This window comes from Burkholderia sp. AU31624 (assembly GCF_020420065.1).
Taxonomy (GTDB): Bacteria; Pseudomonadota; Gammaproteobacteria; order Burkholderiales; family Burkholderiaceae; genus Burkholderia.
Genome location: NZ_JAIZRT010000008.1, coordinates 285,079 through 297,831, shown reverse-complemented (window position 1 = coordinate 297,831; position 12,753 = coordinate 285,079). Strand labels below are relative to the sequence as shown.

Annotated in this window: 12 protein-coding genes; 5 read left to right on the top strand and 7 right to left on the bottom strand. The window is 68.5% G+C overall.

The window, feature by feature from the left end; genetic code table 11:
* Positions 1 to 417 precede the first annotated feature (417 nt).
* The 5 genes from LGM89_RS28350 to LGM89_RS28330 all read right to left on the bottom strand — a co-directional run bounded on the left by LGM89_RS28350 (position 418) and on the right by LGM89_RS28330 (position 5,953).
* Entirely contained in the window at positions 418 to 1,353 is a 936-nt protein-coding gene (locus LGM89_RS28350) for a universal stress protein (RefSeq protein ID WP_089496996.1), read from the bottom strand.
* 218 nt (positions 1,354 to 1,571) lie between these two features.
* Positions 1,572 to 2,954 carry an amino acid permease gene (locus LGM89_RS28345; RefSeq protein ID WP_089496997.1) on the bottom strand — a complete coding sequence of 461 codons (1,383 nt, stop codon included), beginning with the start codon at positions 2,952 to 2,954 and terminating at the stop codon, positions 1,572 to 1,574.
* A 443-nt stretch (positions 2,955 to 3,397) separates the two neighbouring features.
* The gene (locus LGM89_RS28340) at positions 3,398 to 4,423 is read right to left on the bottom strand and encodes a DedA family protein/thiosulfate sulfurtransferase GlpE (protein WP_041493311.1); all 1,026 of its coding nucleotides are present in this window, start codon (positions 4,421 to 4,423) and stop codon (positions 3,398 to 3,400) included.
* A 186-nt stretch (positions 4,424 to 4,609) separates the two neighbouring features.
* Positions 4,610 to 5,116, bottom strand: coding sequence for a cupin domain-containing protein (locus LGM89_RS28335; protein WP_226274671.1), 507 nt, complete (start codon positions 5,114 to 5,116; stop codon positions 4,610 to 4,612).
* A gap of 366 nt (positions 5,117 to 5,482) precedes the next feature.
* Positions 5,483 to 5,953: a universal stress protein gene (locus LGM89_RS28330; protein ID WP_226274670.1), complete on the bottom strand. Its 471-nt coding sequence runs from the start codon at positions 5,951 to 5,953 to the stop codon at positions 5,483 to 5,485.
* Positions 5,954 to 6,276: 323 nt separating this feature from the next.
* Here LGM89_RS28330 and LGM89_RS28325 point away from each other — a divergent pair, with 323 nt between their 5' ends.
* Both LGM89_RS28325 and LGM89_RS28320 read left to right on the top strand, forming a co-directional pair.
* Positions 6,277 to 8,385: a PAS domain-containing sensor histidine kinase gene (locus LGM89_RS28325; RefSeq protein ID WP_226274669.1), complete on the top strand. Its 2,109-nt coding sequence runs from the start codon at positions 6,277 to 6,279 to the stop codon at positions 8,383 to 8,385.
* Positions 8,382 to 9,029 carry a response regulator transcription factor gene (locus tag LGM89_RS28320; protein WP_006483707.1) on the top strand — a complete coding sequence of 216 codons (648 nt, stop codon included), beginning with the start codon at positions 8,382 to 8,384 and terminating at the stop codon, positions 9,027 to 9,029. The genes LGM89_RS28325 and LGM89_RS28320 overlap by 4 nt, the downstream gene beginning before the upstream one ends.
* Positions 9,030 to 9,125: 96 nt before the next feature.
* On the opposite strand, the gene LGM89_RS28315 is transcribed toward LGM89_RS28320, so the two are convergent.
* On the bottom strand, positions 9,126 to 9,530 hold the full coding sequence (locus tag LGM89_RS28315; RefSeq protein WP_226274668.1) for a lysozyme inhibitor LprI family protein: 405 nt from the start codon (positions 9,528 to 9,530) through the stop codon (positions 9,126 to 9,128).
* A 346-nt stretch (positions 9,531 to 9,876) separates the two neighbouring features.
* Here LGM89_RS28315 and LGM89_RS28310 point away from each other — a divergent pair, with 346 nt between their 5' ends.
* The 3 genes from LGM89_RS28310 to LGM89_RS28300 are packed head-to-tail and all read left to right on the top strand — an operon-like array spanning position 9,877 to position 12,193.
* Complete coding sequence (locus LGM89_RS28310) at positions 9,877 to 10,479, top strand: DUF1326 domain-containing protein (protein ID WP_089458173.1); 603 nt, start codon at positions 9,877 to 9,879, stop codon at positions 10,477 to 10,479.
* A gap of 23 nt (positions 10,480 to 10,502) precedes the next feature.
* Entirely contained in the window at positions 10,503 to 11,291 is a 789-nt protein-coding gene (locus LGM89_RS28305; RefSeq protein WP_089498132.1) for a DUF2182 domain-containing protein, read from the top strand.
* Between the two features lie 8 nt (positions 11,292 to 11,299).
* A complete protein-coding gene (locus LGM89_RS28300) occupies positions 11,300 to 12,193 on the top strand; it encodes a DMT family transporter (protein ID WP_226274667.1) in 894 nt (297 codons plus the stop codon).
* A gap of 132 nt (positions 12,194 to 12,325) precedes the next feature.
* Here LGM89_RS28300 and LGM89_RS28295 read toward each other — a convergent pair whose 3' ends face one another.
* The gene (locus LGM89_RS28295) at positions 12,326 to 12,655 is read right to left on the bottom strand and encodes a DUF4148 domain-containing protein (protein ID WP_069251539.1); all 330 of its coding nucleotides are present in this window, start codon (positions 12,653 to 12,655) and stop codon (positions 12,326 to 12,328) included.
* Positions 12,656 to 12,753: the final 98 nt, after the last annotated feature.

The following is a 12,753-nucleotide window of genomic DNA, read 5'->3' as shown; positions in this document are numbered from 1 at the left end:
CGCCACCGCGCGCCATCACGCCTCATGACGCGCCGTTCGACGCGGCGGCCATGACGACGATTCCTGCGGGGAAAGCAATCCAGACGGGGCCAACTACAACACGAACGCGGAAAGCGGACGGGGTGACTTGCACCCCGCCCGTCCTCCAAGGCAACCGTGGCTGCCTACCCTCGTGCCAGAGAGTTCTCGGTCGGATGACGCGCCGTGCATCGCACGGTGCGGCTCCGGAAATTGATGTCACGGCTGTGAATGCACCGTCGATCACCGCCATCAACACGCGTGTTGCAGCGTGGCTGCGCGGTACATGCACGACAGACCGGCGGTGTCGCCGGACGTTCCTTCAATGTCTCACGCGCGAGGCACGCCGTTTCTGATGCAGGTCAAGCCAAGCCTGCTTCGCTCTCGACATCGCACGATTTATTCGGCACCGCGCACGAGGAGGACCGGCACCTGTGCGAGATGCGCTATGCGGCGCGCCACGCTGCCGATCAGCCAGGCGGCGATGCCGCGCCTGCCATGCGTGCCGACCACCAGCAGTTCGGCGCGCCAGTGCACGGCGTCGCGCATCAGCGCATGAGCGACGTCGTCGCTGGTCGGGCGGGTTTCGACGACACCGCGCTTGCTCGGGTTCCCGGTCGCATGGAACAGCGGGCCGATCTTCGCGAGCGCATCCTCGCCCTCCGCGCGATAGGCATCCTCGAGCGCGCGCACCGGCACGATATCCGTCAGACGAACCGCGCGATCGATCACGTAGGCCGCATACAGCAACGTCGTCGGCGTCGCGAAGCCGAGCCCGACGCGCACCGCGTGCAGCGACGGCTCGCTGCCGTCGACCGCGAACATCAGCCGCTGCAGGCCGCCGTCCGACGGCCGTACGTAGGCTGCCGGCACGATCAGCAACGCGCAGCGCACGCGTGTCGTCAACGTGTCCGACATCGCGCCTTCGACGAGCCGCAGCAGCCCGTGATGCGGATTCGCGCCGACCATCAGCACGTCCGCGTTCCATGCCGACGTATCGCTCACCAAGGCATCGGCCACCGAGCCGCCCGTCACCGACGTATCGATGATGGCCTGCTCGACCTCGACACCGCTGCCGGCGAACATCGCCGCGATCCGTTCGTTGATGGCTTGCGCGTCGCGCATCAGGTCCTCGCGCGCGGACGTCAGCAGTGCGTCGATGCGCGGGATGTCGGGCAACACGAGGCGCGGGTTGTCGATGGCGCAGACGATGCGCAATCGCATGCCGGGGCGCAGCAGCGTGCGCGCATAGCGCGCGGCGGACAGCGATTCGGGCGTCGGATCGACGGCCAGCGCGATCCGCGCAAGCGTCGGGATGGGCTGGGCAGGCTGCATGGCGAAGGCCTCCGTGCGTGCGCGTCGCCGCGGAACGACGACGGGAGCTTCGCGCGGAAGCGGCGCACGGCGGCCGGGCCACCGCCGCGGTCGCGGCGGTCACGGGGATCGGCGGGTTGCCACGCGAAACGCGGACAATCGATTCGTTCAGCATAGGTCGTCCGGCCCGCGCGTGCATGATCGTGATCAAGGGTCGCGCGGGCCCCTGCCCGTGCGGCTTACGACTTCGTCGGCACCGATGCCGCCGGACGGTTCGCGTAGAACAGCGCATACGTGATGCCGAGCAGGACGATCCAGACCGGCCCGATCACGAGCGCGACGCGTGTGTCGGGCGTGAACGCCATCAGCACGACGACCAGCACGAGAAAGCCGAGCGCGACGAACGAACCGAGCGGATAGAACGGCACGCGGATCGGCAGGCGCGCGATCTTGTCGGCCGACAGCGTGCGGCGAAAGCGCATCTGCGCGATCAGGATCACGCACCACGTCCAGATCGCGCCGAACGTCGACACCGACGTGAGCCACGTGAACACGTGCTGCGGCGCGAGATAGTTGAGCAGCACGCCGATCAGCAGCAGCGCGACCGACACGATCACGCCGTACACCGGCACGCCGTTGCGATTGACCTGGCCGAGCTTGCTCGGCGCCTGGCCCTGCTGCGCGAGGTTGTAGAGCATCCGCGCGGTGCTGAACAGGCCGCTGTTGCACGACGACAGCGCCGCGGTCAGCACGACGAAGTTGATGATGCCGGCCGCCGCCGGGATGCCGAGCCGCGAGAACGTCATCACGAACGGGCTGCCCTGGGTGCCGATCTGGTCCCACGGATACAGCGACATGATCACGAACAGCGCACCGATGTAGAAAATCAGCACGCGCCAGAACACCGAGTTCACGGCCTTCGTCAGCGACTTCTCCGGGTTGCGCGCCTCGCCGGCGGTGAGGCCGAGCATCTCGACGCCGAGATACGCGAACATCACGATCGGCAACGCGGCGACCACGCCGTTCAGGCCGTTCGGCATGAAACCGCCGTGCGCCCACAGGTTCGACAGGCCGATCGCGACACCGCCGTTGCCGATGCCGAACGCGATCATCAACCCGCCGCCGATGATCATCAGCACGATCGTGACGATCTTGATCAGCGCGAACCAGAACTCGAATTCCCCGTACAGCTTGACCGCGATGAAGTTCACCGAGCCCATCGCCATGAGCGCCGCGAGCGCCCAGATCCAGTTCGGCACGCCGGGGAACCACATGTGCATGTAGACGCCGACGGCCGTGATCTCCGCCATGCAGGTGACGATCCATACGAACCAGTAGGTCCAGCCGGTCAGGTAGCCGGCGAGCGGCCCGAGGTAGTCGCGCGCGTAGCGGCTGAACGCGCCGGCGACGGGATTGGCAATCGCCATCTCGCCGAGCGCGCGCATGATCAGGAAAATCGCGATGCCGCCCAGCAGGTAGGTCAGCAGGATGGCCGGGCCGGCGACGCGGATCGCGGTGGCCGAGCCGAGGAACAGGCCGACGCCGATCGTCGCGCCGAGCGCCATCAGGTTGATGTGCCGCTCTTCCAGCCCTCGATGCAACTGGTCTTCTGGTTGTTTCAAGTCCGTCTCCTGGCAACCGCGAATGGGCCGCCGTCATTGTCGATATCAATGCGCGACCGTTCATGCCGATCCCGGCATGCCGAAAACGAAATAATCTCCGCCGTCGTTTTCTGAATTAGAAACGACACGGATGTTGCGTCAATCCGATGGGAATCGCCGCCGATTATCCGTATGTTCCGAAACAATCCGGAAAACGGATCGGGCCTTTCACGGAATACGCCCGCGCGGCCCGTTCAACGCGGCTGTGCGCGTAACGGACGGCGACGGGATCAATCGCTTTCGGCGCGAACGAACACGCGTCGAAGGTGCGCGATCAGGCGCACGCATTATGCAGGCGGGATTATAGGGAGGATAAGCCGTTTCACGCCAGCCGATTTTCGTAAAAATCGCGGGGCGTGAAACCGGTAATGGAATTCGAATGCGCGCGACGCTCGCACTTGGATTTATTTCGACAGTGTCGCGCGCACCGTATATTCGCCTTCGATCGCACCGTGATCCGGCCGCACGAAATACCGCGACGCATCGAGATCGGCCGGCATCGGCTCGACCGGATAGCCGTGCTTTTCCCACGCATCGAGGCCGCCCTTCAGCGCGCGGATGTTGTGGATCATCTTCTTGCGCTGCATCTTCGCGATCAGGCGCTTCGCGGTGGCTTCGTTCGGGCACACGCAATACACGACGATCGGCCGCTTCAGCATCTCCGGATCGAGCAGGTCCGGCGAATCGAGATCGACCGGCACCGCGCCGGCGATCCGGTACGGTTCGCGCTCGCGGATCGCTTTTGGCCGCGCGTCGAAGATCAGCGGCGGCTCGTCCGACGTCATCATTTCGACGAGCTGCGGCGGCGAGATGCGCACTTGCGCGAGATAGCGGCGGAACTGCACGCGACGCACCCAGCGGTACAGCAGGAACGTGATGAAGATCGCGAGGAATGCATCGAGGATCGTGCCGCCGCTCGCGCGCACCCACAGCACGAACTGGACGATCTGGTCGTGAATGGCCGCACCGCCGACCAGCCAGAACGCGGCCCACAGCGATGCGCCGGCCAGGTCCCAGAACAGGAACACGCCGACGCCGATCGCGGTCGTGCCGAGCAGCGGCGCCGACACGAGGCCGAGGCCCGGCAGGAATTTGGACAGCACCAGCAGCGGCGCGCCGTATCTTTCGAAGACGTTACGTGCGAAACGCAGCGTCGTGTCGAGCGACAGCGAGAAGCGCACGAGGCCATTCAGCAGGCGCCGGCCGCGCGTGCGGCCCATGAAGAACCACAGCGAATCGGCCAGCATCGTCGCGCCGATCGCCGCCGCGAACATGCTGACCCAGGACGCCTGCCCCATTGCCGCCATCGTGCCGCCGAGAATCAGCATCGGCACGGCCGGCACCGGCACGCCGAGCTGCGTGATCAACACGCTCGCGAACACGGCCCAGGGGCCGAGCGACGATGGAATAGCAATGGGAAAGTGCCACACGGCGGCGCTCCTGGAAGGCATGCAGCCGTGCGACGAGGGCCGTCGGCACCGCTGGGCAACGGCCGCCGCGGCACGCCCGCGGCCGACCCGATGCACCACGGCATTCTAAACGGGTTTGGCCGCGGCCGCGCGGAACACGCACCATCGGCACGGGCTTCGCGCCCCGGGGTGGCGCCGCCGTGACAGTCACATGTCGGTGCGCTGGGCAAGCTGCCCGACGTGTTCCGAGTAATCGGGAAACGCGGCGGCCAGCGCGGCCGCGTCGGCCAGCTCGAATTCCGCGAACTCGAAGCCCGGCGCCACCGTGCAGCCGACGAGCGCGACATGCTCCGGCAACGCGCAGCGCGCGCCGAACCAGCTCCCGGCCCGCACGACCGCCTGGAACACGGTGCCCGGATGCGTGAGCGGGTTGCCGAGCCGGTGGATCGTCAGCCCGTCGCGCTCGTCGAGCACCCACACTTCGATCGGGTCACCCGCGTAGAAATGCCAGACTTCGTCGGAACGGATCCGGTGCCACGACGAATATGCGCCGTCGCACAACAGGTAATAGATCGCGGTCGACGCGGCGCGTGGCGCGCCGTCGGCCGGACGCACGACCGAATCGGCCGCACGGTAGGTTTCGCGGAAATAGCCGCCTTCGGGATGCGGCTGCAGGTCGAACTGGCGAATCAGGTCGGTCGCGGATATCGGCATGGCGGATGACGTCGGTAAGGTAAGGAACCGGGCACCCGGCGGACGGCGTCGCCTCGCTCATCGCGAACGCGGTCGCCTATCGCCGGATGCTGCTGCGTCGATCGCCGCGGCCATGCGCGCGGCGAACAAGCGGACACCGGTCGATGCTGCCAGAACTGCATGTCGGGATGCAACCGCCGGCACGCGATCGCGCGGGGGGACACCGGGCGTGCCGCCCTCGCGCGGTCGATGTGTCGGCAGCGGCAGTCGCGCTCACCCGCCGTGCGCGGGGCGTTTCCGTTTCATCAGGCCGTCATCCTACGAATGCGCGAGACGACCGCCGCCCGCGACCGTGCGTGCGTCAACGTCGGTGCGTTGCCGCGTGCGTCACGCAGCCGCCGACGTGCCGGTCTCGCTGTGCCGCACCAGCAGCACGGGCCGGTCGGCCGCGCGCAGCAGCGATTCGGCGACACTGCCGAGCAGCAGCCGGCGCAGGCCATGCCGCCCGCTCGTGCCCATCACGATCAGGTCGGCATCGGCTTCGGCCGCCGTGCGCATCAGCACGGTGGCGACATCCTCGCCGTACGCGTCGAGCGCGCGCACGGTGCCCGATACATGCGCCTGCGCGAGCACGGCCTTCGCGTCGTCGAGCGCCGGCGTCACGGCATCGGTCGCGGCCGCCTCGCCCTCGCGCGCGGCCGCGAAGCCCGCATCGACGTCGACGAGCTGCGGCCGGTGCTCGACGACATACGCGCAGGTCACGTCGCCGCCGGACGCCGCCGCGATCCGGATCGCCTCGTTCAGCGCGAGACGCGCGCTCGGGCTGCCGTCGAGCCCGACGAAAATCCGCTTGTACATGGTCCGTCCCTCCGACCGGGCACGCATCGCGCGTCGCGCGACGGCGGCCCGTCATCGCCACCCGGCCCGATGCCGGATGGCCTGCCGAACAGTCTGCCCCACGTGCCGACGCGCCCGTTGATGCGCGTCAAGCGCGGCCGGCGCGCCCGCTGCTTCACGCCGGTTGCCGCAATTTCCAGTGACCCCATTACAAAAAACATGTAAATCGCGCACAATTTCATCTTGAAATTAGACGTTGCGCGCAGCCGGTGCGAGTTTCGCCCGGTCTTGCTGTGCTGCTCCCGGTGCCAGGGGGCGGCCCCTGACAACAGAATGCCAATCGAATGACCGCAAGTGGAACCCCGACGCGTGACACCCGAGGGCCCACGCGCCTCCAGACCATGTTACGCCAGCCGCTCGCGTCCAGCGTCGTTGCCCTGTGCGCCGGCGCCGTGCTGTCGCTCGGCGTCGCGCTGCTCGTGCGCGAGCAGTGGCAAGGCGCCGTCCATACGCGTTTCGAACGCCGCACGACGCATGTGACGGCGATGCTCCGCCATGAGCTGCAATCCAGCGCGGCCGTGCTCGAAGGCGCGCGCGGCGCGTTCAACCTCGTCCCGGGCATGACGCCCGAACAATGGCGCCGGTATGCTGAGATGCTCGACCTCGACAGCGGGCGCTCGCCGGTTCGCCAGATCGGCTATGCCCCGCTGCCGCCCGCGACGCGCACGGCCCTCGCCGGCGCGAAGCCGATGCCGGCCGGCACGCTCGCGACCGCCGCGCTCAGCGCACCGGCGTCGAATTCACCGGTCGTACGCTTCGGCGCGTCCGATGCGGCGCCGCTCACGCGCGCGCTGCAGACGGGCGACGTCGCGCTCGGCGTCCACCCGGCCGACGACGACACGTCCCGCGACGCCCGCACCTTCACGCTGTTCCTGCCGGTCGCCGCGTCGCCGCATGCGGCCGCCGCACCGCCCGGCCTGCGCGAAACCGGCGCCGACGGCGTGCTGTTCGCGGCGTTGAGCCCGCGGCGCCTGGTCGAGCGTGCGCTCGACGCGGAACGCGGGATCGACGTGTGGATCGCCGCCGGCGGCGATCGGCGCGCGATCGTCAGCGTCGAAACGACGACCGACGAGGCGTCGGCATCGCCCGACCTGATGCGGCGCACCGACGAGCTGAATTTCGGCGGTACCGTGCTGACGCTCGCGTATTCCGCGGACGGCCGCCCGAGCGCCACCGGCGCGCAGCGCGCGGCCGGCACCGTGCTCGCCGCGGGCCTGATCGCGTCGATCGCGTTCGCGGTGCTGATCCATGCGCTGCTGCGCGGCCGCTCCGCCGCCGATCCGGGCGCGAGCAGCCGCGGCATCCTCAACGAGGCGCGGATGATGGGCATCATCCGTTCGTCGATGGAAGCGATCATCACGATCGACGAAAAACAGACGGTCGTGATCTTCAATCCGATGGCCGAGCAGGTGTTCGGCGTATCCGCGATGGAGGCGATCGGTGCGCCGCTGTCGCGCTTCATCCCCGAGCGGTTCCGCGCCGCGCACGCCAAGCACGTCGACCAGTTCGGCGTGACGGGCGTGTCCGAGCGCCAGATGGGCCGCCAGCGGGTGCTGTTCGGGTTGCGCGCCAACGGCGAGGAATTCCCCATCGAGGCGTCGATCTCGCAGATCCGCGACGCGTCGGGCAAGCTCTATACGGTGATGCTGCGCGACATCACCGAGCGGCAGCGCGCCGATAACGCGCTCAAGCAGTCGCGCGAGGAATTGCGCGAACTGTCGGCGAACCTGCAGAACGTGCGCGAAGAGGAAAAAACCCGCATCGCGCGCGAACTGCACGACGACCTCGGCCAGCAGCTCACCGCGCTGAAGATGGATCTGTCGGTGGTCGAACAGCAGCTGCGCGTGCCGGGTCGCACGCAACCCGACGAAGACGTGCAGACGCACCTGCAGGGCATGCGACGGCTGATCGACGCGACGGTCGCGTCGGTGCGGCGCATCGCGGCCGACCTGCGGCCCGTGATGCTAGACGATCTCGGCCTCGTGCCGGCGATCGAATGGCTCGCGAACGATTTCACGAACCGCTACGGGATCGATGTCGAGCGGCACATCGAAACCGGCGGGCTCACGTTCACCAGCGCGGGCGCGACCACGTTGTTCCGGATCGTCCAGGAAGCGCTGACGAACGTCGCGCGCCACGCGGATGCGACGCGCGTCGCGCTGCGGCTCGACGTCGAGGAAGGCTTCTGCGTGTTGCGTGTCGCGGACAACGGCCGCGGCTCGGCGCCCGGCGGCCCGGCCCATGAAGACAAATCGTTCGGCCTGATCGGCATTCGCGAACGCGCCCACATGCTGGGCGGCAGCGTGACGATCGACACCGCGCTCGCGCGCGGTTTCTCGATCACCGTCGCGCTCCCGCTCAGTACCGTCCAACAGGAAACGCTCATCACATGATCAAGGTGCTCATCGCCGACGACCATACGCTCGTACGCGACGGTCTGCGGCACATCCTCCAGAACGCCACCGGATTCGAGGTGGCCGGCGAAGCCTGCGACGGCCCGTCGACGATCGCGCTCGTGCGCGCCACGCCCGCGCAGGTGCTCGTGCTCGACCTGTCGATGCCGGGCCGCAACGGCGTCGAGCTGATCAAGCAGATCAAGGACGAGAAGCCCGCGCTGCGCGTCCTCGTGCTGACCATGCACGCGGAGCAGCAGTACGCGGTGCGCGCGTTCCGCGCCGGCGCGTCCGGGTATCTGACGAAGGAAAGCGCGAGCGCCGAACTGGTCGGCGCGGTCACGAAGGTCGCGTCAGGCGGCGTCTACGTGAGCCTCGCGATGGCCGAGCAGTTCGCGCAGAGCCTGAACGAGCCGGCCGAGACGCTGCCGCACCAGCGGCTGTCCGACCGCGAATTCGACGTGTTCCGGCGGATCGCCGCCGGCCAGACGCTGACGGAGATCGCCAACGCGCTGTGCGTGAGCGCGAAGACGGTCAGCACCTACAAGACGCGGATCCTGGAAAAGATGCAGATGCCGCACGAAGCGGCGCTGGTGCGTTACGCGATGCGGCACAAGCTGCTCGACGAAACGGACGACGTGTAGCGGACGACGTGTAACGGACGACGCCCGGCCCCGCCTGGATCTCAGGTGCCGCCGGCCGCACGGCCTGCAGCCGGGCGGAGCACCCCGCTTACCCGCTTACTTCGCCGGCACGGGGCACGCGAGATCGCCTTCCTCGCACGACAGATAGCCCTTCAGCGTTTCGGTACGGGCTTTCGTCAGATCGTCGAGGCAGGTCGACACGACCATCGGATACACGCTGCCGCCCTCGGCGTTCGCGCTGGAGAAGCTGCATTCGGCATCGCGGTACGCGATCCACGCACGCTGCGCATTCACGAGTTTGTCGGCGAGCGGCCGCGTATCGCGCAGGCGCGCGGTGACGGCCTGGTACGTCCGGTTCAGTTCCCCGTCGGTTTTCTTGTACGCGCGATCGGCGCACGCCGTCATCGCCCCCTGATCCGTCGCGTCGGCACAATTCGCCTGCGCGTGGGCGAGGTTCGCCGCCAGTGCGAGCGAGCACAGCAGACCGGTCAAGACACGCATGGATGCTCCTTGTTGTTCGTTGAAGTCGTGGAACCCGGTGCCGGGCTTGCCGCGCGGTCGCGCATCGGCCGCCGTCTCGGGGCGACACCGATCGCGATGCTAGCGCACGCGCGCCGGCTTGTCAGCCGGTGTCGCAGCCCGCGACGGCTTGCATATCGCCCCTTCGCACCTACACTTGAAAATCGATACGCCGCTTCAGGCCCGCGCTATCGCATCCATCCCGTCTCCGCTTCCGCGCATTCCTCAGCGCATTTCGCGTTCGCATCGCCGAGCGGGGTGACGATTCGTCTGCCAGCCTCCTCCCCCCGGCCCGACGTGCCTTCGCCGTCGCCCCCTGGAGGGAATCATGAGTTATCACCTTGAAGGCCGTCTGCTCGAGGTCTGCAACTGTCGCGTACTCTGCCCGTGCTGGATCGGCGAGGATCCCGATTTCGGCGTCTGCGACACGATCGTCGCGTGGCATGTCGACAAGGGCACCGTCGACGGCGTCGACGTGGGCGGCAACACGATCGCCGCCGTGTGCCGGGTGCCCGGCAACATCCTCGAAGGCAACTGGACGGCTGCGATCTACGTCAGCGACACGGCGTCCGAAGCGCAGGAGCAGGCGCTCCTCAGGGTCTACACGGGCCAGGCCGGCGGCCCCATCGCCGAACTCGCGAAACTGATCGGCACGGTCGTGTCGATCGAACGCGCGCCCATCACGTTCAATGTCGAGGGGGCTCGCGGCACGCTGTCGATCGGCACCGACTACCACGCGGAACTCGAGCCGTACCTCGGCCCGAGCGGCGCGCAGACGACGCTGACCGACACCGTGTTCTCGACGGTGCCCGGCGCGCCGGTGTTCGTCGGCAAGGCGCCCGTCTACCGGTCGAAGAATGCGGCGATCGGCATCGACGTCGACCTGAAGAATCACAACGCGCTGCAGAGCACGTTCCGGTTCGACGCGTGACGCGCGATCGCACGCCCACGGTCATGGCCGCATCGCTGCACCGGCGCCTGTTTCCGCTCGTGCTCGCGAGTCTCGTCGCGTTCGCCTGGCTCACCCTGTGGGCGTGGACGCGCAGTCCTTACGGGCGCTACCTCGACCACGGCGACGGCACGTTGGCCGAACCGTTCAACGCGCTTTGCCGCGCGCTGCCCGGCGGCGCGCTATGGCTGCCGGCCGCGTTCACCGCGGCCGGCTGGACGCTGATGATCCTCGCGATGATGCTGCCGACGACGCTGTCGCTGTTCGACGCGTTCGCCCGCGTCGTCGCCAGCCGCCCCGACCAGACGCGCCTGCTCGCGCTCGTCGGCATCGGCTACGTCGCCACGTGGAGCGGCTTCGGCCTCGTCGCGCATGGGCTGCACGGGCTGCTGCTGACCGGTGTCGCGCGGGTGCCGGCGCTCGCGTGGCGCGGCTGGTTGATCGGCGCGGCGGTCTTCGCGCTCGCCGGCGCGTTCCAGTTCAGCGGACTGAAGACGCACTGCCTCGACCGGTGCCGCACCCCCTTCAGTTTCGTGATCAGCCGCTGGCGCGGCCGCACGCCGATGCGTCACGCGTTTGCATTGGGCGTCAGCCATGGGCTCTTCTGCGTCGGCTGCTGCTGGGCGCTGATGCTGCTGATGTTCGTCGTCGGCGCCGGCAGTCTCGGCTGGATGCTGGCGCTCGCCGCGTTGATGGCCCTCGAGAAGAACGCATCATGGGGGCAGGCGCTCACCGCGCCGCTCGGCGCCGCGTTGTTCGGCGCGGCCGTGCTGATCGTCGCCAGCCACGCGTGAGGCCCGCGATGCGACCGCCCGCCTCCGCCCTCGCGCGGCATGTCCGGCCGGGCATGCGCGCCGTCGCGCTGACGTCGATCGCGATGCTCGCTTTCGCATCGAATTCGCTGCTGTGCCGGCTCGCGCTGCAGGCCGGACGGATCGACGCGGCCAGCTTCGGCAGCCTGCGCCTCGTATCGGGCGCGCTGATGCTCGCGATCGTCGCGCGTGCGGGGGCACGACGGTCCGCCCCGCCCGCCGACTGGCCGGCTGCGGCGATGCTGTTCGTGTACGTCACGTGCTTCTCGTTTGCGTATCTGACCGTCAGCGCGGCCACCGGCGCGCTGATCCTGTTCGGCGCGGTGCAACTGACGATGTTCGCGGCGGGATGGCATGCCGGCGAGCGGTTTGCCGCGACCGGCTGGGCCGGGTTCGGCGCGGCGCTCGGCGGGCTGGTCTATCTCGTGTCGCCCGGGCTCGCCGCGCCGACGCCGCGCGGCGCCGCGCTGATGACGGCAGCCGGCATCGCATGGGGGATCTATTCGATCCGTGGCCGTCGGCCCGTCGATCCGGTCGCGGCCACCGCCGGCAACTTCCTGCGCGCCGCGCCGCTGGCGCTCGCGCTGAGTGTCGCACTCGCCGCGCGCGTGCACGTCACGCCGGCCGGCATCGCGCTCGCCGCGCTTTCCGGTGCGCTGACGTCGGGCCTCGGCTACGTGGTCTGGTATGCCGCGCTACGGCACCTCACGGCGATGCGCGCCGCGGCGGTTCAGTTGTCCGTCCCGCCCATCGCCGCGTGCGGCGCCGTGCTGCTCCTGTCCGAACAGCCGACCTGGCGGCTCGCGCTCGCATCGGCCGCGATCCTCGGCGGCGTCGCGACCGTGCTCGCGACGCGGGCGCGGCGGGCGGGCAGCACGCGGTGATGCCCGTCAGGCGCGGCACGCTCACGCAGCCCCGCCCATTCCAGCGGCCCAAATGCAAAACCCGTACACGGATACCGTGCACGGGTTTCGGATGAAACGGCAAACCGGGCGCCCTGGCGGGCGCTGCCTGGCTTAGTGGCCGAAGAACACCGACGAACGGTCGGTGGCGGCCGGCACGACCACGCGCTGGCCCGATTGCGACGCCGCGGCCGGGTTCGAACCGTAGCCCGTTGCATCAGCTTGCGCGCCGGTGTTCTGTGCGGCGGCGATCTTTGCCTGGGCGGCCTGGATGTTCTCCGGGTAGTTCATCCAGTCGTTCGGGTTGTAGCCGGCCTTCTCGAGCTGGACCAGCTCGGCGCGCACTTGCGCGCGCGTCAGCGGCTGCTGATTCGATTGGGCGAACGAGACGACCGGTGCGGCCACCAGGGCGGCCAGTGCAACTGCCTTGATCAGCGATTTCATGATGGGTTACCTCCAGAATTGTTTTGTCAGGCGCTTCGGACTCGGGGTCGTTGCGCATGAGTAGAAGTCTAGGAGGCGACGCTATCAGGGTAAATACT

Bases quoted from the DNA above. Each gene is read 5' to 3' on its own strand.
- LGM89_RS28335 (WP_226274671.1), bottom strand. From the start codon at position 5,116: ATGCCGATATCCGCGACCGACCTGATTCGCCAGTTCGACCTGCAGCCG.
- LGM89_RS28315 (WP_226274668.1), bottom strand. From the start codon at position 9,530: ATGCGTGTCTTGACCGGTCTGCTGTGCTCGCTCGCACTGGCGGCGAAC.
- LGM89_RS28295 (WP_069251539.1), bottom strand. From the start codon at position 12,655: ATGAAATCGCTGATCAAGGCAGTTGCACTGGCCGCCCTGGTGGCCGCA.
- LGM89_RS28310 (WP_089458173.1), top strand. From the start codon at position 9,877: ATGAGTTATCACCTTGAAGGCCGTCTGCTCGAGGTCTGCAACTGTCGC.
- LGM89_RS28350 (WP_089496996.1), bottom strand. From the start codon at position 1,353: ATGCAGCCTGCCCAGCCCATCCCGACGCTTGCGCGGATCGCGCTGGCC.
- LGM89_RS28300 (WP_226274667.1), top strand. From the start codon at position 11,300: ATGCGACCGCCCGCCTCCGCCCTCGCGCGGCATGTCCGGCCGGGCATG.
- LGM89_RS28325 (WP_226274669.1), top strand. From the start codon at position 6,277: ATGACCGCAAGTGGAACCCCGACGCGTGACACCCGAGGGCCCACGCGC.
- LGM89_RS28305 (WP_089498132.1), top strand. From the start codon at position 10,503: ATGGCCGCATCGCTGCACCGGCGCCTGTTTCCGCTCGTGCTCGCGAGT.
- LGM89_RS28330 (WP_226274670.1), bottom strand. From the start codon at position 5,953: ATGTACAAGCGGATTTTCGTCGGGCTCGACGGCAGCCCGAGCGCGCGT.
- LGM89_RS28320 (WP_006483707.1), top strand. From the start codon at position 8,382: ATGATCAAGGTGCTCATCGCCGACGACCATACGCTCGTACGCGACGGT.